This window comes from Pseudomonas sp. GNP012, from assembly GCF_054343835.1.
In genome coordinates, this window is sequence record NZ_JBTGUU010000001.1 from 4,818,085 (window position 1) to 4,842,500 (window position 24,416).

20 protein-coding genes, 4 tRNA genes and 2 rRNA genes (1 of these 26 running past the window's edge) are annotated in these 24,416 nt (G+C 55.4%); all 26 read right to left on the reverse strand.

The window, feature by feature from the left end:
• Positions 1–5: 5 nt before the first annotated feature.
• Positions 6–830, reverse strand: a complete 825-nt coding sequence (gene rplB, locus ACXX83_RS21845) for a 50S ribosomal protein L2 (RefSeq protein ID WP_003228734.1) — start codon at positions 828–830, stop codon at positions 6–8.
• Between the two features lie 14 nt (positions 831–844).
• The gene (gene rplW, locus ACXX83_RS21850) at positions 845–1,144 is read right to left on the reverse strand and encodes a 50S ribosomal protein L23 (RefSeq protein ID WP_002555488.1); all 300 of its coding nucleotides are present in this window, start codon (positions 1,142–1,144) and stop codon (positions 845–847) included.
• A complete protein-coding gene (gene rplD / locus ACXX83_RS21855; protein WP_003228735.1) occupies positions 1,141–1,743 on the reverse strand; it encodes a 50S ribosomal protein L4 in 603 nt (200 codons plus the stop codon). The genes rplW and rplD overlap by 4 nt, the downstream gene beginning before the upstream one ends.
• A gap of 12 nt (positions 1,744–1,755) precedes the next feature.
• Positions 1,756–2,391, reverse strand: coding sequence for a 50S ribosomal protein L3 (rplC, locus tag ACXX83_RS21860; protein WP_003186059.1), 636 nt, complete (start codon positions 2,389–2,391; stop codon positions 1,756–1,758).
• 80 nt (positions 2,392–2,471) lie between these two features.
• Entirely contained in the window at positions 2,472–2,783 is a 312-nt protein-coding gene (gene rpsJ / locus ACXX83_RS21865; RefSeq protein ID WP_003186070.1) for a 30S ribosomal protein S10, read from the reverse strand.
• A 157-nt stretch (positions 2,784–2,940) separates the two neighbouring features.
• Complete coding sequence (tuf, locus tag ACXX83_RS21870; protein WP_007970421.1) at positions 2,941–4,134, reverse strand: elongation factor Tu; 1,194 nt, start codon at positions 4,132–4,134, stop codon at positions 2,941–2,943.
• A gap of 30 nt (positions 4,135–4,164) precedes the next feature.
• The gene (gene fusA / locus ACXX83_RS21875) at positions 4,165–6,270 is read right to left on the reverse strand and encodes an elongation factor G (RefSeq protein WP_007970420.1); all 2,106 of its coding nucleotides are present in this window, start codon (positions 6,268–6,270) and stop codon (positions 4,165–4,167) included.
• Between the two features lie 30 nt (positions 6,271–6,300).
• Positions 6,301–6,774 carry a 30S ribosomal protein S7 gene (gene rpsG, locus ACXX83_RS21880; protein ID WP_007970418.1) on the reverse strand — a complete coding sequence of 158 codons (474 nt, stop codon included), beginning with the start codon at positions 6,772–6,774 and terminating at the stop codon, positions 6,301–6,303.
• Positions 6,775–6,882: 108 nt separating this feature from the next.
• A complete protein-coding gene (rpsL, locus tag ACXX83_RS21885; RefSeq protein WP_003186084.1) occupies positions 6,883–7,254 on the reverse strand; it encodes a 30S ribosomal protein S12 in 372 nt (123 codons plus the stop codon).
• Positions 7,255–7,470: 216 nt separating this feature from the next.
• The gene (gene rpoC / locus ACXX83_RS21890; RefSeq protein WP_007970416.1) at positions 7,471–11,670 is read right to left on the reverse strand and encodes a DNA-directed RNA polymerase subunit beta'; all 4,200 of its coding nucleotides are present in this window, start codon (positions 11,668–11,670) and stop codon (positions 7,471–7,473) included.
• Between the two features lie 64 nt (positions 11,671–11,734).
• Positions 11,735–15,808 carry a DNA-directed RNA polymerase subunit beta gene (gene rpoB / locus ACXX83_RS21895; RefSeq protein WP_007970415.1) on the reverse strand — a complete coding sequence of 1,358 codons (4,074 nt, stop codon included), beginning with the start codon at positions 15,806–15,808 and terminating at the stop codon, positions 11,735–11,737.
• A 220-nt stretch (positions 15,809–16,028) separates the two neighbouring features.
• Positions 16,029–16,394, reverse strand: coding sequence for a 50S ribosomal protein L7/L12 (rplL, locus tag ACXX83_RS21900; RefSeq protein WP_007970414.1), 366 nt, complete (start codon positions 16,392–16,394; stop codon positions 16,029–16,031).
• 75 nt (positions 16,395–16,469) lie between these two features.
• Positions 16,470–16,970: a 50S ribosomal protein L10 gene (rplJ, locus tag ACXX83_RS21905; RefSeq protein WP_007970413.1), complete on the reverse strand. Its 501-nt coding sequence runs from the start codon at positions 16,968–16,970 to the stop codon at positions 16,470–16,472.
• Positions 16,971–17,168: 198 nt separating this feature from the next.
• Positions 17,169–17,864: a 50S ribosomal protein L1 gene (gene rplA, locus ACXX83_RS21910; RefSeq protein ID WP_008041297.1), complete on the reverse strand. Its 696-nt coding sequence runs from the start codon at positions 17,862–17,864 to the stop codon at positions 17,169–17,171.
• On the reverse strand, positions 17,864–18,295 hold the full coding sequence (gene rplK, locus ACXX83_RS21915) for a 50S ribosomal protein L11 (RefSeq protein WP_007933726.1): 432 nt from the start codon (positions 18,293–18,295) through the stop codon (positions 17,864–17,866). Before rplK ends, rplA begins: the two co-directional genes overlap by 1 nt.
• A 117-nt stretch (positions 18,296–18,412) precedes the next feature.
• On the reverse strand, positions 18,413–18,946 hold the full coding sequence (gene nusG, locus ACXX83_RS21920) for a transcription termination/antitermination protein NusG (protein ID WP_007984405.1): 534 nt from the start codon (positions 18,944–18,946) through the stop codon (positions 18,413–18,415).
• Positions 18,947–18,955: 9 nt separating this feature from the next.
• Positions 18,956–19,324, reverse strand: coding sequence for a preprotein translocase subunit SecE (gene secE / locus ACXX83_RS21925; RefSeq protein ID WP_102673697.1), 369 nt, complete (start codon positions 19,322–19,324; stop codon positions 18,956–18,958).
• A gap of 45 nt (positions 19,325–19,369) precedes the next feature.
• Positions 19,370–19,445, reverse strand: a tRNA-Trp gene (locus ACXX83_RS21930).
• A gap of 173 nt (positions 19,446–19,618) precedes the next feature.
• Positions 19,619–19,694, reverse strand: a tRNA-Thr gene (locus tag ACXX83_RS21935).
• A gap of 26 nt (positions 19,695–19,720) precedes the next feature.
• A tRNA-Gly gene (locus ACXX83_RS21940) sits at positions 19,721–19,794 on the reverse strand.
• Positions 19,795–19,817: 23 nt separating this feature from the next.
• Positions 19,818–19,902 (reverse strand) — tRNA-Tyr (locus ACXX83_RS21945).
• Between the two features lie 142 nt (positions 19,903–20,044).
• Entirely contained in the window at positions 20,045–20,482 is a 438-nt protein-coding gene (locus ACXX83_RS21950; protein ID WP_217836498.1) for a hypothetical protein, read from the reverse strand.
• A gap of 7 nt (positions 20,483–20,489) precedes the next feature.
• Positions 20,490–21,239, reverse strand: a complete 750-nt coding sequence (locus ACXX83_RS21955) for a pantothenate kinase (RefSeq protein WP_458549597.1) — start codon at positions 21,237–21,239, stop codon at positions 20,490–20,492.
• Positions 21,229–22,188, reverse strand: a complete 960-nt coding sequence (gene birA / locus ACXX83_RS21960; protein ID WP_458549599.1) for a bifunctional biotin--[acetyl-CoA-carboxylase] ligase/biotin operon repressor BirA — start codon at positions 22,186–22,188, stop codon at positions 21,229–21,231. The genes ACXX83_RS21955 and birA overlap by 11 nt, the downstream gene beginning before the upstream one ends.
• A 137-nt stretch (positions 22,189–22,325) precedes the next feature.
• A 5S ribosomal RNA gene (rrf, locus tag ACXX83_RS21965) occupies positions 22,326–22,441 on the reverse strand.
• 166 nt (positions 22,442–22,607) lie between these two features.
• Positions 22,608–24,416 (reverse strand): 23S ribosomal RNA (locus ACXX83_RS21970); it runs 1,085 nt beyond the window's last position.

Below are 24,416 nucleotides of genomic sequence, written 5' to 3' on the forward strand. Positions count from 1 at the left end.
TCTATTTACTTGCGACGACGGACGATCATTTTGTCGGTACGCTTATTACCACGAGTCTTCGCGCCCTTAGTCGGGAAGCCCCATGGCGATACCGGATGACGACCACCAGAGGTACGACCTTCACCACCACCATGTGGGTGGTCAACCGGGTTCATGGCAACACCACGAACGGTTGGGCGAACGCCACGCCAGCGTTTGGCACCGGCTTTACCCAGCGAACGCAGGCTGTGCTCGGAGTTCGAGACTTCGCCCAGGGTCGCACGGCATTCAGCCAGGACTTTACGCATTTCACCGGAACGCAGACGCAGGGTAACGTACACGCCTTCACGAGCGATCAGCTGAGCCGAAGCACCAGCGGAACGAGCGATCTGTGCGCCTTTACCTGGCTTCAGTTCGATGCCGTGTACGGTAGAACCGACTGGAATGTTGCGCAGTTGCAGAGCGTTGCCTGGCTTGATTGGAGCCAGAGCGCCTGCGATCAGCTGGTCGCCAGCACTCACGCCTTTAGGGGCGATGATGTAGCGGCGCTCGCCGTCTGCGTAGCAGAGCAGTGCGATGTGAGCAGTACGGTTTGGATCGTATTCGATACGCTCGACAGTGGCGACGATGCCATCTTTGTCGTTGCGACGGAAATCGACCATACGGTAATGCTGCTTATGACCACCACCGATGTGACGAGTGGTAATACGGCCATTGTTGTTACGACCACCAGTCTTCGATTTCTTCTCGAGCAGCGGTGCGTGAGGAGCGCCTTTATGCAGCTCCTGGTTGACCACCTTGACCACAAAACGGCGGCCAGGGGAAGTCGGTTTGCATTTAACGATTGCCATGATGCACCCCTTCCTTACTCAGCACTGCTGCTGAAATCGAGATCTTGGCCTGGCTGAAGGGAGATAACTGCCTTCTTCCAGTCATTACGCTTGCCCAGACCGCGAGCAGTGCGCTTGCTCTTACCCAGAACATTCAGGGTAGTTACACGCTCTACTTTCACGCTGAACAGGCTTTCGACGGCCTTCTTGATTTCCAGCTTGGTTGCGTCAGTAGCAACCTTGAAAACGAACTGGCCTTTCTTGTCTGCCAGAACCGTAGCCTTCTCGGAAACGTGCGGGCCAAGCAGAACTTTAAATACGCGTTCCTGGTTCATCCCAGCAGCTCCTCGAATTTCTTCACGGCCGACACGGTGATCAACACCTTGTCGTATGCGATCAGACTAACTGGATCGGAACCTTGCACATCACGTACATCTACGTGTGGCAGGTTACGAGCAGCCAGGTACAGGTTCTGATCAACAGCGTCCGACACGATCAGAACGTCGGTCAGGCTCATGTTGTTCAGCTTGCCCAGCAGGTCTTTGGTTTTCGGCGTTTCAACGGCGAAATCCTGAACCACGACCAGACGATCAGTACGCACCAGCTCAGCAAGGATGGAACGCATTGCTGCGCGATACATCTTCTTGTTCAGCTTCTGGGAGTGATCCTGTGGACGAGCTGCGAAAGTGGTACCGCCGCCACGCCAGATTGGGCTACGGATAGTACCGGCACGAGCACGGCCAGTACCTTTCTGACGCCATGGGCGCTTGCCGCCACCACGAACGTCGGAACGGGTCTTTTGCTGCTTGGAACCCTGACGGCCGCCGGCCATGTAGGCCACGACTGCTTGGTGAACCAGCGTCTCGTTGAATTCGCCGCCAAATGTCAGTTCGGAAACTTCGATCGCTTGAGCGTCATTTACATTTAATTGCATGTCAGCTTCCCCTTAACCGCGAGCCTTGGCTGCTGGACGTACAACCAAGTTGCCGCCAGTAGCGCCAGGAACAGCGCCCTTGACCAACAACAGATTGCGTTCAGCGTCCACGCGCACTACTTCGAGGGACTGCACGGTCACGCGCTCAGCGCCCATATGACCGGACATTTTTTTGCCCTTGAATACACGACCAGGAGTCTGGCACTGGCCGATAGAGCCTGGAACGCGGTGGGATACGGAGTTACCGTGGGTGTTATCTTGCCCGCGGAAATTCCAACGCTTGATCGTACCCTGGAAGCCTTTACCCTTGGATTGACCGGTTACATCAACCAGTTGACCAGCGGCGAAGATTTCAGCGTTGATCAGATCGCCGGCCTGGTACTCGCCTTCTTCAAGGCGGAATTCCATTACGGTACGACCAGCGGCAACGTTCGCTTTAGCGAAGTGGCCAGCCTGAGCTGCTGTTACACGCGAAGCACGACGCTCGCCGACAGTGACTTGCACTGCACGATAGCCATCGGTCTCTTCAGTTTTGAACTGGGTGACGCGATTCGGCTCGATCTCAATGACCGTGACCGGAATGGAGACACCTTCTTCGGTGAAAATACGGGTCATACCGCATTTACGACCGACTACACCAATAGTCATGTTGTAAACCTCATGAGTGTACGGGGCTTTCACCCGCTATGGCCGCCCATTTCAGAGCGTTACACGACTAAGACCGAGTCTTAGCCGAGGCTGATCTGCACTTCCACACCGGCCGCAAGATCAAGCTTCATAAGAGCATCAACGGTTTTATCCGTTGGCTGGACGATGTCCAGAACGCGCTTATGAGTACGGATCTCGTACTGGTCACGCGCGTCTTTGTTGACGTGCGGGGAGACCAGAACGGTGAACCGCTCTTTACGGGTAGGCAGTGGAATTGGACCACGCACTTGAGCACCAGTACGTTTCGCGGTTTCCACGATTTCCTGGGTTGATTGGTCGATCAGGCGATGGTCGAAAGCCTTCAACCTGATACGGATTTGCTGATTTTGCATTGGATTTCAGACTCCGGCTGCTATTCCCACCGGGCGCAATACGCCCGTTAAAAGGAGGCGCAATTCTATAGACGCCCCAGATAGGTGTCAACCCAATAAAAAAGCCCCCGCTGAGCGGGGGCTTTTCAAAGCATCGAAGCTATCTCAAAAGAGATGCTTACTCGATGATTTTGGCTACGACGCCAGCGCCGACGGTACGACCGCCTTCACGGATAGCGAAACGCAGACCGTCTTCCATCGCGATGGTTTTGATCAGGGTAACAGTCATCTGAATGTTGTCACCTGGCATTACCATTTCAACGCCTTCTGGCAGCTCGCAGTTACCAGTCACGTCAGTAGTACGGAAGTAGAACTGTGGACGGTAGCCTTTGAAGAACGGAGTGTGACGACCGCCTTCTTCCTTGCTCAGAACGTAAACTTCTGCGGTGAACTTGGTGTGCGGCTTAACCGAACCTGGCTTGACCAGAACCTGACCACGCTCAACGTCGTCACGCTTGGTGCCACGCAGCAGAACGCCGCAGTTCTCGCCAGCACGACCTTCGTCGAGCAGTTTACGGAACATTTCAACACCGGTGCAGGTGGTGACGGTAGTGTCACGCAGACCAACGATTTCCAGTGGATCCTGTACGCGAACGATACCGCGCTCGATACGACCAGTCACAACAGTACCACGACCAGAGATCGAGAATACGTCTTCGATTGGCATCAGGAACGGCTTGTCGATAGCACGCTCTGGCTCTGGGATGTAGGTGTCCAGAGTTTCTACCAGCTTCTTGACGGCAGTGGTGCCCATCTCGTTGTCATCTTTGCCTTCCAGCGCCATACGGGCCGAACCAATGATGATTGGAGTGTCGTCGCCTGGGAAGTCGTAAGTGCTCAGCAGATCGCGCACTTCCATCTCTACCAGTTCCAGCAGCTCAGCGTCGTCTACCAGGTCAGCCTTGTTCAGGAAAACCACGATGTACGGAACGCCTACCTGACGGGACAGCAGGATGTGCTCACGGGTTTGTGGCATCGGACCATCAGCGGCCGAGCAAACCAGGATCGCGCCGTCCATCTGGGCAGCACCGGTGATCATGTTCTTCACGTAGTCAGCGTGACCTGGGCAGTCAACGTGAGCGTAGTGACGAATGTTCGAGTTGTACTCGACGTGCGCGGTGTTGATGGTGATACCACGAGCTTTTTCTTCTGGCGCGCTGTCGATCTTGTCGAATTCAACGATTGCGGAACCGAAAACTTCGGAGCAAACGCGAGTCAGAGCTGCGGTCAGAGTGGTTTTACCGTGGTCAACGTGACCGATGGTGCCAACGTTGACGTGCGGTAGGGAACGATCAAATTTTTCTTTAGCCACGACAATTAACTCCTTGCCTAAAGGACTGAATCAGCCTTGTTTTTTGGTAACGGTTTCGACGATGTGCGACGGAGCCGTATTGTATTTTTTGAATTCCATAGAGTAGCTTGCGCGACCCTGGGACATCGAACGAACGTCGGTCGCATAACCGAACATCTCGCCCAACGGAACTTCAGCACGGATCACCTTACCGGAAACCGTGTCTTCCATACCCAGAATCATGCCGCGACGACGATTGAGGTCGCCCATCACGTCACCCATATAGTCTTCAGGCGTAACAACCTCTACCGCCATGATCGGCTCGAGCAACTCACCACCGCCCTTCTGGGCCAGTTGCTTGGTCGCCATGGAAGCAGCCACCTTAAACGCCATCTCGTTGGAGTCGACGTCGTGGTAAGAACCATCAAACACGGTAGCCTTCAGGCCGATCAGCGGATAGCCGGCAACAACGCCGTTCTTCATCTGCTCTTCGATACCCTTCTGGATAGCCGGGATGTATTCCTTAGGAACCACACCACCCACTACTTCGTTCAAGAATTGCAGACCTTCCTGACCTTCGTCAGCAGGAGCAAAACGGATCCAGCAATGACCGAACTGGCCACGACCACCGGATTGACGAACGAACTTGCCTTCGATTTCGCAGTTCTTCGTGATGCGCTCACGATAGGAAACCTGAGGCTTACCGATGTTGGCTTCGACGTTGAACTCACGGCGCATCCGGTCAACCAGGATGTCCAGGTGCAGCTCGCCCATGCCAGAGATGATCGTTTGACCAGTCTCTTCATCAGTCTTGACGCGGAAAGACGGGTCTTCCTGAGCAAGTTTGCCCAGAGCGATACCCATTTTTTCCTGGTCATCCTTGGTCTTAGGCTCTACGGCAACCGAAATAACCGGCTCCGGGAAGTCCATGCGAACCAGGATGATTGGCTTGTCAGCGTTGCACAAGGTTTCACCAGTGGTGACGTCCTTCATGCCGATCAAGGCCGCGATGTCACCAGCGCGCACTTCCTTGATCTCTTCACGGGCGTTTGCGTGCATCTGCACCATACGACCCACACGCTCTTTCTTGCCTTTGACCGAGTTGATCACGCCGTCGCCGGAGGCCAACACGCCCGAGTAAACGCGGACGAAGGTCAAGGTACCCACGAATGGGTCGGTAGCGATCTTGAACGCCAGAGCCGAGAACGGCTCGTTGTCGTCTGCATGACGCTCCATCTGCTTTTCCTCGTCATCCGGGTCAGTACCCTTGATGGCAGGAATGTCAGTTGGTGCAGGCAGGTAGTCGATAACGGCGTCGAGAACCAGGGGAACACCCTTGTTCTTGAAGGAAGAACCACAAACAGCCAGAACGATCTCACCAGCGATAGTACGCTGACGCAGAGCACCCTTGATTTCCTCGATGGAGAGCTCTTCCCCTTCGAGGTACTTGTTCATCAGCTCTTCGCTGGCTTCGGCCGCAGCCTCAACCATGTTGTTGCGCCACTCTTCAGCCAGCTCCTGCAGTTCAGCAGGGATGGCTTCACGACGAGGAGTCATACCCTTGTCGGCATCGTTCCAGTAAACGGCTTCCATGGTCATCAGATCGATCTGACCCTGGAAGTTGTCTTCGGAACCGATAGCCAACTGGATAGGCACCGGAGTGTGACCCAGGCGCTGCTTGATCTGAGCGATCACGCGCAGGAAGTTAGCACCGGCACGGTCCATCTTGTTCACGTAAACAATACGTGGAACGCCGTACTTGTTGGCTTGACGCCATACGGTTTCGGACTGAGGCTCAACGCCGGAGGTGCCGCAGAACACAACGACCGCGCCGTCGAGTACACGCAGGGAACGCTCAACTTCAATAGTGAAGTCTACGTGACCCGGGGTATCGATGACGTTGAAGCGGTATTGGTCTTTGTGCTGCTTGGCCGAACCCTGCCAGAAGGCGGTAATGGCAGCAGAAGTAATGGTAATACCACGCTCCTGCTCCTGAACCATCCAGTCAGTGGTCGCAGCGCCGTCATGCACTTCGCCCATCTTGTGGCTTTTGCCAGTGTAAAAAAGGACGCGCTCGGTGGTGGTGGTTTTACCAGCATCCACGTGAGCAACGATACCGATGTTACGGTAGCGATTAATCGGTGTAGTACGAGCCATAAAGCCCTCGCAAAATGAGTGACGCTAGAATTAGAAGCGGTAGTGCGAGAAAGCCTTGTTGGCTTCAGCCATACGGTGCACGTCTTCACGCTTCTTAACTGCAGCACCTTTACCTTCGGCGGCGTCCAACAGTTCGCCAGCCAAACGCAGAGCCATAGACTTCTCGCCGCGCTTGCGGGCGAAGTCTACCAACCAGCGCATTGCCAGAGCGTTACGACGGGAAGGACGAACCTCGACCGGAACCTGGTAAGTAGCACCACCAACGCGGCGCGACTTCACTTCGACCAGCGGAGCGATGGCGTCGAGTGCTTTTTCGAAGAGTTCCAGGGGATCGGTGCCGGCCTTACGAGCCTTCACGGTATCCAGGGCACCATAAACGATACGCTCGGCAACGGCTTTCTTGCCGCTTTCCATTACGTGGTTCATGAATTTGGCGAGGATTTGGCTTCCGTATTTCGGATCGTCCAGAATCTCACGCTTGGCTGCTACGCGACGTCTTGGCATTGATAAGCCCTCAAACGGTCTTCAGGTTAGCCCGGGACAGATCCTGTGGATACGTGCCCGACCTTACTCTTATCGACTCAATAAAATGAATAACTGCAAAACGGCCGATTACTTCGGACGCTTGGTACCGTACTTCGAACGACCCTGGTTACGACCTTTAACACCGGAAGTATCCAACGAACCGCGAACGGTGTGGTAACGAACACCTGGCAAGTCTTTTACACGACCACCGCGGATCAGTACCACGCTGTGCTCTTGCAGGTTGTGGCCTTCACCACCGATGTACGAGGAAACCTCGAAACCGTTGGTCAGACGCACACGGCATACTTTACGCAGTGCCGAGTTAGGTTTTTTCGGCGTGGTGGTGTACACACGGGTGCACACGCCACGGCGTTGCGGGCAGTTCTGCAGCGCAGGCACGTCGGATTTCTCGACGATACGCTTACGCGGCTGACGTACCAGCTGGTTGATAGTTGCCATCTACTAGCTCCACTGTTGTCTTGCGACGCTATTGTCTTGCAAGAAAAGCAAAATGGCAGGAACGAGTTCCCGCCAAATTTAGGGGTACAAGAGTCTAAAGAGGATCTTGTCCCCAGTCAAGGCAAGGCCCCGCCCTCCCCGCTCATCCAATCTCGACAATTTGTCTCGATTCGATGAACGGAGTGACCAGGGCCTCACACTCATTTACCGCAGAACTCAGTTACCGCTCGAGTTCAGCGCTTCGGTCAGTGCAGCTTCCACTTCACTGGCGCTTACGCGCAACGGTTTGTCTGCATCACGGCGACGCTTACGCTCGCTGTGATAAGCCAGACCGGTACCAGCCGGGATCAGACGACCCACGACCACGTTTTCTTTAAGGCCGCGCAGGTAATCGCGCTTGCCGGTTACCGCCGCTTCGGTCAGTACGCGGGTGGTTTCCTGGAAGGAAGCCGCCGAGATGAACGATTCAGTGGACAACGACGCCTTGGTGATACCCAGCAGTACACGAGTGAACTTGGAGACAAACTTGTCTTCAGTCGCCAGGCGCTCGTTCTCTACCAGTACGTGAGTCAGTTCCATCTGGTCGCCCTTGATGAAACTGGAATCGCCGGATTCAGCGATTTCAACTTTACGCAGCATCTGACGCAGGATGGTCTCGATGTGCTTGTCGTTGATCTTCACGCCTTGCAGACGGTAGACGTCCTGGATCTCGTTAACGATGTACTTGGCCAGCGCACTCACACCCAGCAGACGCAGGATGTCGTGTGGATCGCTCGGACCGTCGGAGATAACTTCGCCGCGGTTTACCTGTTCGCCTTCGAACACGTTCAGGTGACGCCACTTCGGAATCAGCTCTTCGTACGGATCGCTACCGTCGTTCGGGGTAATGACCAGACGGCGCTTGCCTTTGGTCTCTTTACCGAACGCGATGGTGCCGCTGACTTCAGCAAGAATCGACGCTTCTTTCGGACGACGGGCTTCGAACAGGTCGGCAACACGCGGCAGACCACCGGTGATGTCACGGGTCTTCGAAGTTTCTTGCGGAATACGAGCGATAACATCACCGATCGCAATCTTCGCACCGTCCGCTACACCGACCAGGGCGTTGGCTGGCAGGAAGTACTGAGCGATTACGTCAGTGCCTGGCAGCAACAGATCCTTGCCGTTGTCGTCGACCATCTTCACGGCTGGACGGATGTCCTTACCGGCAGCTGGACGATCCTTGGCGTCGAGTACTTCAATGTTGGTCATACCGGTCAATTCGTCAGTCTGACGCTTGATCGTGATGCCTTCTTCCATGCCCACGTAGGTCACGGTACCTTTCATTTCGGTAACGATCGGGTGAGTGTGCGGATCCCACTTGGCCACGATGGCGCCAGCGTCGACCTTGTCACCTTCTTTAACCGAAATCACGGCACCGTACGGCAGCTTGTAACGCTCACGCTCACGACCGAAGTCATCAGCGATGGCCAGCTCACCGGAACGGGACACGGCAACCAGGTGACCGTCCACTCGCTCAACGTGCTTCAGGTTATGCAGACGGACGGTACCGCCATTCTTCACCTGAACGCTGTCGGCTGCAGAGGTCCGGCTTGCCGCACCACCGATGTGGAACGTACGCATCGTCAGCTGGGTACCCGGTTCACCGATGGACTGGGCAGCGATAACGCCGACCGCTTCACCGATGTTCACCTGGTGACCACGAGCCAGGTCACGACCGTAGCACTTGGCGCAAATGCCGTAGCGGGTTTCGCAGCTGATCGGCGAACGCACGATCACTTCGTCGATGCTGTTCAGCTCGATGAACTCGACCCACTTCTCGTCTACCAGGGTGCCAGCAGGAACGATGACGTCCTCGGTACCCGGCTTGAATACGTCACGGGCAATAACACGACCCAATACGCGCTCACCCAACGGCTCTACAACGTCACCGCCTTCAATGTGCGGAGTCATCAGCAGACCGTGCTCGGTGCCGCAATCGATCTCGGTTACAACCAGATCCTGCGCCACGTCCACCAGACGACGAGTCAGGTAACCCGAGTTCGCCGTTTTCAACGCGGTATCCGCCAGACCTTTACGAGCACCGTGAGTGGAGATGAAGTACTGAAGTACGCTCAAACCCTCACGGAAGTTCGCAGTAATCGGCGTTTCGATGATGGAGCCGTCCGGCTTGGCCATCAGGCCACGCATACCGGCGAGCTGACGAATCTGTGCTGCGGAACCCCGCGCACCCGAGTCGGCCATCATGTACATCGAGTTGAACGACTCCTGGTCGACTTCGACGCCATGACGGTCGATGACTTTCTCTTTCGAGAGGTTGGCCATCATCGCCTTGGAAACTTCGTCGTTCGCCTTGGACCAAAGGTCGATCACTTTGTTGTACTTCTCGCCCTGGGTTACCAGGCCGGAGGCGTACTGGCTCTCGATCTCTTTCACTTCGTCGGTGGCTGCACCGATGATGCGGGCTTTTTCATCCGGGATAACGAAGTCGTTAACACCGATGGAAACGCCGGAGATGGTCGAGTAGGCAAAACCGGTGTACATCAACTGGTCAGCGAAGATAACGGTCTCTTTCAGACCAACCACGCGGTAGCACTGGTTGATCAGCTTGGAGATCGCCTTTTTCTTCATCGGCAGGTTGACGACGTCGTACGACAGACCTTTTGGCACAACCTGGAACAACAGCGCACGGCCGACAGTGGTGTCGACGATACGGGTGTTGGTCACGCTGCCGCCGTCACGGTCGTTGACGGTTTCGTTGATCCGGACTTTGACCTTGGCGTGCAGTGCGGCTTCGCCGGCACGGAACACTCGGTCAACTTCCTGCAGATCCGCGAATACACGACCTTCGCCCTTGGCGTTGATCGCTTCACGCGTCATGTAGTACAGACCCAATACAACGTCCTGCGACGGAACGATGATTGGCTCACCGTTGGCTGGCGACAGAATGTTGTTGGTCGACATCATCAACGCACGCGCTTCCAGCTGGGCTTCCAGCGTCAGCGGTACGTGCACGGCCATTTGGTCGCCGTCGAAGTCGGCGTTGTACGCGGCGCAGACCAGAGGGTGCAGCTGGATAGCCTTACCTTCGATCAGTACCGGTTCAAACGCCTGGATACCCAGACGGTGAAGGGTCGGTGCACGGTTGAGAAGAACCGGGTGTTCGCGAATCACTTCAGCGAGAACGTCCCAAACTTCCGGCAGCTCGCGCTCGACCATCTTCTTGGCAGCTTTGATGGTGGTTGCGAGACCACGCATTTCCAGCTTGCCGAAAATGAACGGCTTGAACAGCTCGAGAGCCATCTTCTTCGGCAGACCGCACTGGTGCAGACGCAGGGTCGGACCTACGGTAATTACCGAACGGCCGGAGTAGTCAACACGCTTACCGAGCAAGTTCTGACGGAAACGACCCTGCTTACCCTTGATCATGTCAGCCAGGGATTTCAGAGGACGCTTGTTGGAACCCGTGATAGCGCGGCCACGACGACCGTTGTCGAGCAGTGCGTCGACGGCTTCCTGCAACATACGCTTTTCGTTGCGCACGATGATGTCCGGGGCGGACAGATCCAGCAGGCGCTTCAAACGGTTGTTACGGTTGATCACTCGACGATACAGATCGTTGAGGTCGGAAGTCGCGAAACGACCGCCATCGAGCGGGACCAGTGGACGCAGATCTGGCGGCAGAACCGGCAGAACGGTCAGCACCATCCACTCTGGCAGGTTGCCGGAACCCTGGAAGGCTTCCATCAACTTCAGACGCTTGGACAGCTTCTTGATCTTGGTTTCCGAGTTGGTTTGCGGAATTTCTTCACGCAGACGGCCAATCTCGTGTTCCAGGTCGATAGCGTGCAGCAGTTCGCGGACAGCTTCGGCACCCATGCGGGCATCGAAATCGTCGCCGAATTCTTCCAGCGCTTCGAAGTACTGCTCGTCGTTCAGCAGCTGACCTTTTTCAAGGGTGGTCATGCCTGGATCGATAACGACGTAGCTCTCGAAGTAGAGAACGCGCTCGATATCACGCAGGGTCATGTCCATCAGCAAGCCGATACGGGACGGCAGCGATTTCAGGAACCAGATGTGGGCAACCGGCGAGGCCAGTTCGATGTGCGCCATGCGCTCACGACGAACTTTTGCCAGCGCGACTTCAACGCCGCACTTCTCGCAGATCACACCGCGGTGCTTCAAGCGCTTGTACTTACCGCACAGGCACTCGTAATCCTTTACCGGGCCAAAGATCTTGGCGCAGAACAGGCCGTCACGCTCAGGTTTGAACGTACGGTAGTTGATGGTTTCCGGCTTTTTAACTTCACCGAACGACCACGAACGGATCATCTCAGGCGATGCCAATCCGATACGGATGGCGTCGAACTCTTCGACTTGACCCTGGTTTTTCAGCAAATTCAGTAGGTCTTTCAAGGCCTTTCCTCCTGGCGGAGCAGAGAGCGGGCAATCCTGCCCCGCTCTCGATTCGCGTCACGTGTTATTCGGTTTCCAGATCGATATCGATGCCGAGGGAACGAATTTCCTTGATCAACACGTTGAAGGACTCGGGCATGCCCGGCTCCATACGGTGATCGCCATCCACGATGTTTTTGTACATCTTGGTACGGCCGTTCACATCGTCCGACTTCACTGTGAGCATTTCTTGCAGAGTGTAAGCGGCACCGTATGCTTCCAGTGCCCAGACCTCCATCTCCCCGAAACGCTGACCACCGAACTGCGCCTTACCACCCAGCGGCTGCTGGGTAACCAGGCTGTACGAACCGGTAGAACGCGCGTGCATCTTGTCGTCTACCAAGTGGTTCAGCTTCAGCATGTACATGTAGCCAACGGTGACCGGGCGCTCGAACTTGTTGCCGGTACGGCCGTCGGTCAGCTGCATCTGGCCGCTTTCTGGCAGGTCCGCCAGTTTCAGCATGGCCTTGATTTCGCTTTCCTTGGCGCCGTCGAACACTGGAGTGGCCATAGGAACGCCGCCACGCAGGTTTTGAGCCAGGTCCAGGATTTCCTGGTCCGAGAAGTCATCGAGGCTTTCCTGACGACCGCCGATCTCGTTATAGATCTCGTGCAGGAATTTACGCAGCTCGGCAACTTTACGCTGCTCTTCAATCATGCGATTGATCTTCTCGCCCAGACCTTTAGCCGCGAGGCCCAGGTGGGTTTCAAGGATCTGACCAACGTTCATACGCGAAGGTACGCCCAACGGGTTGAGGACGACGTCGACCGGGGTGCCATTGGCATCGTGCGGCATGTCTTCAACCGGCATGATCACGGAGACCACACCCTTGTTACCGTGACGACCGGCCATCTTGTCGCCCGGTTGGATGCGACGACGGATTGCCAGGTAGACCTTGACGATTTTCAGCACGCCTGGAGCCAGGTCATCACCTTGCTGCAGTTTGCGCTTCTTGTCTTCGAACTTGTCGTCCAGCAGACGGCGACGATCAACGATGTAGGCCTGAGCCTTCTCGAGCTGCTCGTTCAGAGCGTCTTCAGCCATGCGCAGTTTGAACCACTGGCCGTGCTCAAGACCGTCGAGAACTTCGTCGGTGATGTCCTGGCCTTTCTTCAGACCGGCGCCGCCTTCGGCTTTGTGGCCGACCAGAGCGGAACGTAGACGTTCGAAAGTAGCACCTTCAACGATACGGAACTCTTCGTTCAGGTCCTTGCGGATCTCGTCCAGCTGGGACTTCTCGATCGACAGGGCACGAGCATCACGCTCAACGCCGTCGCGGGTGAAGACCTGTACGTCGATGACAGTACCTTTGGTACCGGTAGGTACACGCAGGGAGGTGTCTTTAACGTCGCTGGCTTTTTCACCGAAGATCGCACGCAGCAGTTTTTCTTCCGGAGTCAGCTGGGTCTCGCCTTTCGGAGTGACCTTACCGACCAGGATATCGCCTGCGCCAACTTCAGCACCTACGTAAACGATACCGGCTTCGTCCAGCTTGTTCAGTGCCGCTTCACCCACGTTCGGGATGTCGGCAGTGATTTCCTCTGGGCCAAGCTTGGTGTCACGAGCCACACAGGTCAGTTCCTGGATGTGGATCGTGGTGAAACGGTCTTCCTGAACAACACGCTCGGACAGGCAGATGGAGTCTTCGAAGTTGAAGCCGTTCCATGCCATGAACGCGATGCGCATGTTCTGACCCAGAGCCAGTTCACCCATGTCGGTGGACGGGCCGTCGGCCATGATGTCGCTACGCTGAACCCGATCACCCTTACGCACCAGCGGACGCTGGTTGATGCAGGTGTTCTGGTTGGAGCGGGTGTACTTGGTCAGGTTGTAGATGTCGACACCAGCTTCACCGGTTTCAACTTCGTCATCGGCAACACGAACCACGATACGGCTGGCGTCGACGGAATCGATCACGCCGCCACGACGAGCCACGACGCAAACGCCGGAGTCACGGGCTACGTTACGCTCCATGCCGGTACCTACCAGCGGCTTGTCAGCGCGCAGGGTCGGTACAGCTTGACGCTGCATGTTCGAACCCATCAACGCACGGTTGGCGTCGTCGTGCTCGAGGAACGGAATCAGCGACGCAGCAACCGAAACTACCTGCTTCGGCGATACATCCATCAAGGTGACGTCTTCCGGCGCCTTGACGGTGAATTCGTTCAAGTGACGAACAGCTACCAGCTCGTCGATCAGGACTTTCTTGTCGTTCATCGTGGCCGAAGCCTGAGCGATCACGTGATCAGCTTCTTCGATGGCGGACAGGAACACGATCTCGTCGGTGACCAGAGCGTCTTTCACCACGCGGTACGGGCTCTCGAGGAAGCCGTACTGGTTGGTGCGCGCATAAGCGGCCAGGGAGTTGATCAGACCGATGTTCGGACCTTCCGGCGTTTCGATCGGGCAGACACGACCGTAGTGAGTCGGGTGTACGTCACGAACTTCAAAGCCGGCACGCTCACGAGTCAGACCGCCAGGGCCGAGTGCAGAAACACGGCGCTTGTGGGTGATCTCGGACAGCGGGTTGTTCTGGTCCATGAACTGGGACAGCTGGCTGGAACCGAAGAACTCTTTCACCGCCGCAGCCACTGGCTTGGCGTTGATCAGGTCTTGCGGCATCAGGCCTTCGCTTTCAGCCATCGACAGACGCTCTTTGACCGCACGCTCAACACGCACCAGGCCAACGCGGAACTGGTTCTCGGCCATTTCGCCTACGCAGCGAACACGACGGTTACCCAGGTGGTCGATGTCATCGACGATGCCTTTACCGTTACGGATGTCGACCAGGGTCTTCAGTACCGCGACGATGTCTTCCTTGCACAGCACGCCCGAACCTTCGATCTCGGTGCGACCGATACGACGGTTGAACTTCATCCGGCCGACCGCAGACAGGTCATAGCGCTCAGGGCTGAAGAACAGGTTGTTGAACAGGGTCTCGGCAGCGTCTTTGGTTGGCGGCTCGCCAGGACGCATCATGCGATAGATCTCGACCAGCGCTTCCAGTTGGTTGCTGGTGGAGTCGATCTTCAAGGTGTCGGAGACGAACGGACCGCAGTCGATATCGTTGGTGTACAGAGTTTCGATGCGAACAACGCCGGCCTTGGCGATTTTTGCCAGGATCTCGGTGTTCAGCTCGGTGTTGCACTCTGCCAGGATTTCGCCGGTTGCCGGATGCACGATGACCTTGGCGGTTGTGCGACCCAGGACGTAGTCCAGAGGCACATCCAGCTCTTTGATACCGGCTTTTTCCAGCTGGTTGATGTGGCGAGCGGTGATACGACGACCTTGCTCGACAATAACCTTGCCTTTGTCATCCTGAATATCGAGGACAGCGATTTCACCGCGCAGGCGCTGAGGCACCAGCTCCAGGCTCAGAGTCTCGCCCTTCACGTGGAATACGTTGGTGGTGTAGAACGCGTCCAGCACTTCTTCGGTGGTATAGCCGAGCGCGCGCAGCAGAACCGATGCAGGCAGCTTGCGACGACGGTCGATACGCACGAATACGCAGTCTTTCGGGTCGAACTCGAAGTCCAGCCACGAACCGCGGTATGGAATGATGCGCGCGGAGTACAGCAGTTTACCGGAGCTGTGCGTCTTGCCACGGTCGTGGTCGAAGAACACGCCCGGGGAACGGTGCAGCTGGGAAACGATTACACGCTCGGTACCGTTGATTACGAAGGTACCGTTTTCAGTCATCAGGGGAATTTCACCCATGTAGACTTCTTGCTCTTTGATGTCCTTGATCGCTTTGTTCGACGATTCTTTGTCGAAAATGATCAGGCGCACTTTTACCCGCAAAGGTACGGCGTAAGTTACACCGCGCAATACGCATTCTTTGACATCAAATGCCGGTTCGCCCAGACGATATCCGACGTACTCCAGCGCAGCATTGCCGGAGTAGCTGATGATCGGGAAAACGGATTTGAAGGCCGCATGCAGGCCCACGTCGCGGAACTGATCTTTAGTCGCTCCCGCTTGCAAGAATTCACGATACGAATCCAGCTGGATGGCCAGGAGGTACGGCACATCCATGACGTCCGGCAACTTGCTAAAGTCCTTGCGGATACGTTTTTTCTCAGTATATGAGTAAGCCATCAGCGTTCCCCAGCTTGGTCACCTGCTTGTTTGGCCCCTCCCGACGGGAGCAGCCAGAAAATCGTGCAAACCCCATGGTTTGCTCCACCGCATCGGGTGGTTACAGCACGTTATCAGCACCGACCCAGTCGGCTGCCAATAACGGAAAAAGGCCGGTGGCAAGAGCCACCAGCCATCAGCCTGTCGCTTAACGCTCGGGCTGGAGGAGCAAAGTCGATGCTTACTTCAGCTCGACTTTAGCGCCTGCTTCTTCCAGAGCTGCTTTGGCTTTGTCAGCTGCGTCTTTGGCAACAGCTTCCAGAACCATGGCAGGTGCGCCGTCAACTACAGCCTTGGCTTCTTTCAAGCCCAGACCGGTCAGTTCACGTACAGCCTTGATCACGTTAACTTTCTTCTCGCCAGCTTCGGTCAGCATGACGTTGAATTCGGTTTGCTCTTCAGCAACGGCAGCAGCAACAGCTGGACCAGCCGATGCAGCAGCAGCGGTAACACCGAATTTTTCTTCGAAAGCTTTGATCAGCTCAACAACTTCCATTACGGACATGTTGCCAACTGCTTCAAGGATATCGTTCTGAGAGATAGACATGAATCTAATTCCTGATATTGGGGACGGCCTACGCGACCATCGAAAAAAACAAAAAACGCGAGAAGTTGACGAGCCTTAGGCTGCAGCAGCTTCTTTCTGGTCGCGAATTGCCGCCAGAGTACGAGCCAATTTGCTGGTAGCGCCTTGAATCACGCTCATCAGCTGAGAAATTGCTTCGTCACGGGTCGGCAGAGTTGCCAGTACGTCGATTTGGTTAGCTGCGAGGAACTTGCCCTCGAACGCAGCTGCCTTGATCTCGAACTTGTCCTGACCCTTTGCGAATTCCTTGAAGATCCGGGCAGCAGCGCCTGGATGTTCCTTGGAGAACGCAATCAGGGTAGGGCCGGTGAACACGTCGTTGAGGACACTGAATTCAGTGTCAGCAACAGCGCGCTTGAGCAGGGTGTTACGTACAACACGTACGTAAACGCCAGCTTCACGAGCCTCTTTACGGAGTCCGGTCATCGCGCCTACTGTTACGCCACGGGCATCAGCCACGACAGCGGACAGAGCGACTTTGGCAGCCTCGTTGACTTCAGCGACGATGGCCTTCTTGTCTTCGAGTTTAATTGCCACGGGTTTAACTCCTGCTTGTTACCGTTTCATCTGGTCGAAACCGGATGTCGTTTTGGTGTCTGATTCGGTAAGGAACCGGGAGCACCATCTGCGTAGGCTTGTGGTTTAAGACTTGCGTCGCCTACGGTCTTGGATAGCCCCCGCCAGGCAGGGACCCCAATTTTTCAATTGGCGCAATCGCTTGCGCCAATCTGTGTCTTACGCGTCGAGCGAGCTCTGGTCGATAACCAGACCTGGGCCCATGGTGGTGCTCAGGGTAACGCGCTTGACGTAGATGCCTTTCGAGGAAGCTGGCTTGATACGCTTCAGATCAGCGATCAGGGCTTCAACGTTTTCCTTCAGCTTGACGGCGTCGAAGCCGATCTTGCCAACGGAAGTGTGGATGATGCCGTTTTTGTCGGTGCGATAACGAACCTGACCAGCCTTGGCGTTTTTAACCGCGGTAGCTACGTCTGGAGTTACGGTGCCGACTTTAGGGTTAGGCATCAGGCCGCGTGGACCGAGGATCTGACCCAACTGACCTACAACGCGCATTGCATCCGGGGATGCGATCACTACGTCATAGTTCAGGTCGCCGCCTTTCATTTCGGCAGCCAGGTCGTCCATACCTACACGGTCAGCGCCGGCAGCCAGAGCGGCTTCAGCAGCTGGACCCTGGGTGAACACAGCAACGCGAACGGTCTTGCCAGTGCCGTGTGGCAGCACGGTAGCGCTACGAACGACCTGGTCGGATTTACGCGGGTCAACACCCAGGTTTACAGCTACGTCGAACGACTCGCTGAACTTGACAGTCGACAGCTCGGCCAGCAGAGCAGCGGCGTCTACAAAGTTGTAGGACTTGCCTGCTTCGATTTTGCCGGCGATAGCCTTTTGACGCTTGGTCAGCTTAGCCATTACACACCCTCCACGTTAAGGCCCATGCTACGAGCAGAACCGGCGATAGTACGCACGGCTGCTTCCATATCAGCTGCAGTCAGATCCGCGTTTTTGGTTTTCGCGATTTCTTCCAGCTGAGCACGAGTTACGGTGCCAACCTTAACGGTGTTCGGACGAGCGGAACCGCTGGTCAGACCGGCCGCCTTCTTCAGCAGAACCGAAGCAGGGGTGGATTTGGTTTCGAAAGTGAAGCTACGGTCGCTGTAGACAGTGATGATCACTGGAGTCGGCAGACCTGGCTCAAGACCCTGGGTACGGGCGTTGAAAGCCTTGCAGAATTCCATGATGTTCACGCCGTGCTGACCCAGAGCAGGACCAACAGGTGGGCTTGGGTTAGCCTGAGCGGCCTTCACTTGCAGCTTGATGTAAGCGGTAATCTTCTTGGCCATGAGGCACTCCAATTACGGGTTCGAACGCCTCGAGAGGCTCCCCGGTTACTTGCGCGTTTATCCCAGTGACGACAAAACCCCACAGCCTACGGCTGCGGGGTTGGGATTTTTGCTCAGCTAGACCTTTTCGACCTGGCTAAACTCGAGCTCCACCGGAGTAGAGCGACCGAAAATGAGCACAGCGACCTGAATCCGGCTCTTTTCGTAGTTAACTTCTTCAACAACACCGGTAAAGTCCGCGAATGGACCATCATTGACACGTACCGACTCGCCTGGCTCGAACAACGTCTTCGGCTTCGGCTTGTCGCTACCGTCAGCAACGCGGCGCAGAATCGCTTCTGCTTCCTTATCGGTGATCGGTGCGGGCTTGTCGGCGGTACCGCCGATGAAACCCATCACCCGAGGAGTATCCTTGACCAAGTGCCAGGTACCCTCGTTCATATCCATCTGCACCAGCACGTAGCCAGGGAAGAATTTGCGTTCGCTTTTGCGCTTCTGGCCATTGCGCATTTCAACCACTTCTTCAGTGGGAACCAGAATCTCGCCGAAGCCGTCTTCCATACCGGCCAGCTTTACGCGCTCGATCAGCGAGCGCATTACATGCTTCTCGTAACCGGAGTAAGCATGCACAACATACCAACGCTTAGCCACGGGACACCCTTAGCCGACAATCAAGGAAACAAGCCAGCCGAGCAGGGAATCAAGCCCCCACAACAGCAACGCCATAACCAGAACAACAGCCACCACAATAAGGGTGGTCTGCGTGGTTTCTTGGCGAGTTGGCCAAACGACTTTACGAATCTCGGTGCGAGCTTCCTTAACCAGTACAAAGAAAGACTTGCCCTTGGCCGTCTGCAGGCCTACAAAGGCAGCTACAGCAGCAATGGCAAGTAATGCGAGTACGCGGTACAGGATCGGCGAAGCAGAAAAGTACTGATTGCCAACAACGCCAACAACCACCAGAGCGACTACTACAAGCCACTTGAGGAGGTCGAAACGAGAGCCTTGAGCTTCAGCTTTAGGAGTCATCTATGAAGATCCTGTGAAAAGAAAGCCAGACACACCAGGTGAATCTGGCAGGTCAGGAGGGAATCGAACCCCCAACCTACGGTTTTGGAGACCGTCGCTCTGCCAATTGAGCTACTGACCTAAAACAAAATCAGGCCGACCATTATGCCGACCCGAAAAAGACTTTACAACACTTACCAGGCAATCCCGATTGCAACACCAGCATCTGCGACACCGACAACCCCGAAAACACAACGAGGCGCAACCACAACCACCTAAAACAAAGGCAGATATTTTCATATCTGCCTTGTTATATGGAGCTCTTGAGCGGATTTGAACCGCTGACCTCACCCTTACCAAGGGTGTGCTCTACCAACTGAGCTACAAGAGCGTAACACTGCGCAAAACCTGTAAACTTGGAGCGGGTAGCGGGAATCGAACCCGCATCATCAGCTTGGAAGGCTGAGGTTCTACCACTAAACTATACCCGCGAGGCTTACAGCTCTCGCTAAAATGGTGGAGGGGGAAGGATTCGAACCTTCGAAGTCGTAGACGTCAGATTTACAGTCTGATCCCTTTGGCCGCTCGGGAACCCCTCCTAAGCGAGCCGGCATTCTACATCATGCCAGCCTTCTGTCAAGCATTTTCTCAATTAAATCTTGAGGTTAGCTGCGTTGACCTCGCTTCACTTCGTTAACCGTTTCCGGTGTTCGCTGTGGAGCGGGCGCCATTCTATGCAAACTACTCAGTGGGCGCAACCCCCTCGCACGGCATTATTTTATGTTTTAACTCATTGAATTCTTTAGAAAGGTTTTGCAGCTGCAGATCGTCCAGCCAACGCCGGCTTTCTGGTGCAATACGCACCCAATACCCTGCGCTTTCCGAGCCCCTGGGCAGGGATTGGTATTTGACCTCCATCCCGCTCAACCGACGCTCAACCGCCTGCGCAGCGTCCTGGCGCGTATACCCCCCCAGATAAAGGCAGCCATTGCCTGACGAGACAGCCTTAGCCTTGTCTTTGGAGGCGTCACCCGCTTCGCTCAACAGACGTATATCCTGCTGGGACCCGCGATACAGGCTCAAAGGCGTGACATCCTTCGCGCGCAGCGGAGCCTCTTGTTGATGCCAGATGTAGTAAAAGCCATTGAGGACAAGCAGCAGCAGAAACAACCAACGCATAAAAACCTCAGGACAAGGGACAGGCCATGGCCAATCCGACAAACACCAAGTCCGGAACCACCCTGGCCCGAGGCATGACCTCAGAAACCAGGCTCGCATCCCCCCCGGTGAGGAATACGACAAAGTCCTCACCCCAGTAGCTGCGCGCCAACTCGAGCTGAGTCATTACGAAGCCGCGCAACATCAACAAACAACCACGCTCGACAGCCTCGACAGTCGCACGACCCGGAACAAGACTTTCCAGAGCCTGCTCCGCCGCCAGATCTCCGTAACGAATTTTACGCGTATGGGTACGCAACTGGTTGCGCATCAACGGCATGCCCGGACAGATGAAACCACCCAGGTGCTCTCCATCAGAAGCGATAAAGTCAGCAGTCACGGCCGTACCGAAGTCGAGCACCAGGCACGCACCTGAAGCCAGATGAAAGCCTCCAAGCATTGCAAGCCACCGATCCAGGCCCAACCGCTCAAACTCTTCATAACCGTTGCGCACACCTGACATTTCGCGAGCAGGCGCTGCGCACACTATCGGCACATCAAAGGTATCCTTCAGCAATGACGTCAGCGCACCGGTCTCTTCCGCAGTCCTGACGCTCACCAGCCGGCAAAACGTGAGGGCAAGCCCTTTGAGCTCCCCCAACCCCTCAAGCAATGCGAGATTGGAATCGACAACCCCCTCACCAAGCACTTGCCCGGCATTCGCCGCAAGCACGCGCCACTTGATGAAACTATTCCCACAATCGAGCTCAAGAATCATCACGCAACCTCAGGCTCAATTCACCACCACTGAAGACTTTCTCCACACCATCCACCTTCAGGCGCAGGGCACCCTGGCCATCAATACCAAGCACCTCACCATCAATTTGATTGACACCGGCAATCAACGACACGCTTCGCCCCTGCCACAGGTGATTTTGCTCCCACTCTGACTGAATGGCCAAAAAACCACCCGCCTGATGACGAGCCAGGTATCGCTGCAGCATCTCCCCCAACATAGCGACCAATTGGTTGCGATCAAACGATTTGCCTGATTCGAGCCGCATGGAGGTCCACTGCTGATCCACCTCGTCAGCGGACTGCATGTTCACATTGATTCCCACCCCCAGAACCACGTGGCACACATCAGCAGGGTCACCAACCAGCTCGAGCAGTATTCCAGCGATCTTTTTCTGCCCCACCAGAACATCGTTGGGCCACTTCAATCCAGCGGCTGCAATACCAAGCTCACGCAACGTCTGCAAAACAGCGAGCCCAACGACGAGACTCAAGCCCTCCAACTGGCGCATTCCACCATCAATGCGCAGCACCAGGCTGTAATAGACGTTTTCTGCGAAGGGACTGACCCATTTGCGCCCCCGTCGCCCGCGCCCGGCTGTCTGCCGCTCCGAAAGCACAAGAAATGGCGCAGACTGCCCCCGCTCTATAGCACGCAGCGCCTCGGCGTTCGTGGAGTCGATTGAATCGTACACCTGGACGGGCCAGTCGCAAGAAATCGCCCGGGCACTTATCTCGGAAGAATCGAGCAGCGCTAATGGCGCGGACAATTGATAGCCGCGCCCACGAACTTTATGGATGGACAATCCCAGCTCAGCTTCTAAATGCTGAAGCTGCTTCCACACGGCGCTACGACTGACGCCCAGGGCAGCACCCAATGCTTGACCCGAATGGAATCGGCCATCTTTTAGAAGCTTTAACAACGTCAGCATGCAGGTCTCGCCTCACAATGAGGCCCGCATGATAGCCACGCGCCGAGCTATTGCATAGAAATCCAGTAGCCGTGACTTTTCTGCGGACAAAAACAAAACCCCTACCTGCATACGCAGATAGGGGTTTCGGAATTTAATCTTGACGATGACCTACTCTCACATGGGGAAACCCCACACTACCATCGGCGATGCATCGTTTCACTTCTGAGTTCGGGATGGGATCAGGTGGTTCCAACGCTCTATGGTCGTCAAGAAATTCGGGTACTGAGTCGTGGCCAGTTGGCCTCGCTTCAGCAAATTGGGTATGTGATAGCTTCGGTGTTTTGTGAGTCTTTCGAACTTTCGGTTCGTTTCGTCTTCACACACCGCAATCTGGTTGCTCTGGATTAGAGAGCCGACGCAAATTGCTTGGGTGTTATATGGTCAAGCCTCACGGGCAATTAGTATTGGTTAGCTCAACGCCTCACAGCGCTTACACACCCAACCTATCAACGTCGTAGTCTTCGACGGCCCTTCAGGGGACTCAAGGTCCCAGTGAGATCTCATCTTGAGGCAAGTTTCCCGCTTAGATGCTTTCAGCGGTTATCTTTTCCGAACATAGCTACCCGGCAATGCCACTGGCGTGACAACCGGAACACCAGAGGTTCGTCCACTCCGGTCCTCTCGTACTAGGAGCAGCCCCTCTCAAATCTCAAACGTCCACGGCAGATAGGGACCGAACTGTCTCACGACGTTCTAAACCCAGCTCGCGTACCACTTTAAATGGCGAACAGCCATACCCTTGGGACCGGCTTCAGCCCCAGGATGTGATGAGCCGACATCGAGGTGCCAAACACCGCCGTCGATATGAACTCTTGGGCGGTATCAGCCTGTTATCCCCGGAGTACCTTTTATCCGTTGAGCGATGGCCCTTCCATACAGAACCACCGGATCACTAAGACCTACTTTCGTACCTGCTCGACGTGTCTGTCTCGCAGTCAAGCGCGCTTTTGCCTTTATACTCTACGACCGATTTCCGACCGGTCTGAGCGCACCTTCGTACTCCTCCGTTACTCTTTAGGAGGAGACCGCCCCAGTCAAACTACCCACCATACACTGTCCTCGATCCGGATAACGGACCTGAGTTAGAACCTCAAAGTTGCCAGGGTGGTATTTCAAGGATGGCTCCACGCGAACTGGCGTCCACGCTTCAAAGCCTCCCACCTATCCTACACAAGCAAATTCAAAGTCCAGTGCAAAGCTATAGTAAAGGTTCACGGGGTCTTTCCGTCTAGCCGCGGATACACTGCATCTTCACAGCGATTTCAATTTCACTGAGTCTCGGGTGGAGACAGCGCCGCCATCGTTACGCCATTCGTGCAGGTCGGAACTTACCCGACAAGGAATTTCGCTACCTTAGGACCGTTATAGTTACGGCCGCCGTTTACCGGGGCTTCGATCAAGAGCTTCGCGTTAGCTAACCCCATCAATTAACCTTCCGGCACCGGGCAGGCGTCACACCCTATACGTCCACTTTCGTGTTTGCAGAGTGCTGTGTTTTTAATAAACAGTCGCAGCGGCCTGGTATCTTCGACCGGCGTGGGCTTACGGAGCAAGTCCTTCACCCTCACCGGCGCACCTTCTCCCGAAGTTACGGTGCCATTTTGCCTAGTTCCTTCACCCGAGTTCTCTCAAGCGCCTTGGTATTCTCTACCCAACCACCTGTGTCGGTTTGGGGTACGGTTCCTGGTTATCTGAAGCTTAGAAGCTTTTCTTGGAAGCATGGCATCAACCACTTCGTCACCAAAAAGGTAACTCGTCATCAGCTCTCGGCCTTAAGATCCCGGATTTACCTAAGATCTCAGCCTACCACCTTAAACTTGGACAACCAACGCCAAGCTGGCCTAGCCTTCTCCGTCCCTCCATCGCAATAACCAGAAGTACAGGAATATTAACCTGTTTTCCATCGACTACGCTTTTCAGCCTCGCCTTAGGGACCGACTAACCCTGCGTCGATTAACGTTGCGCAGGAAACCTTGGTCTTTCGGCGTGGGTGTTTTTCACACCCATTGTCGTTACTCATGTCAGCATTCGCACTTCTGATACCTCCAGCAAGCTTCTCAACTCACCTTCACAGGCTTACAGAACGCTCCTCTACCGCATCACCCGAAGGTGATACCCGTAGCTTCGGTGTATGGTTTGAGCCCCGTTACATCTTCCGCGCAGGCCGACTCGACTAGTGAGCTATT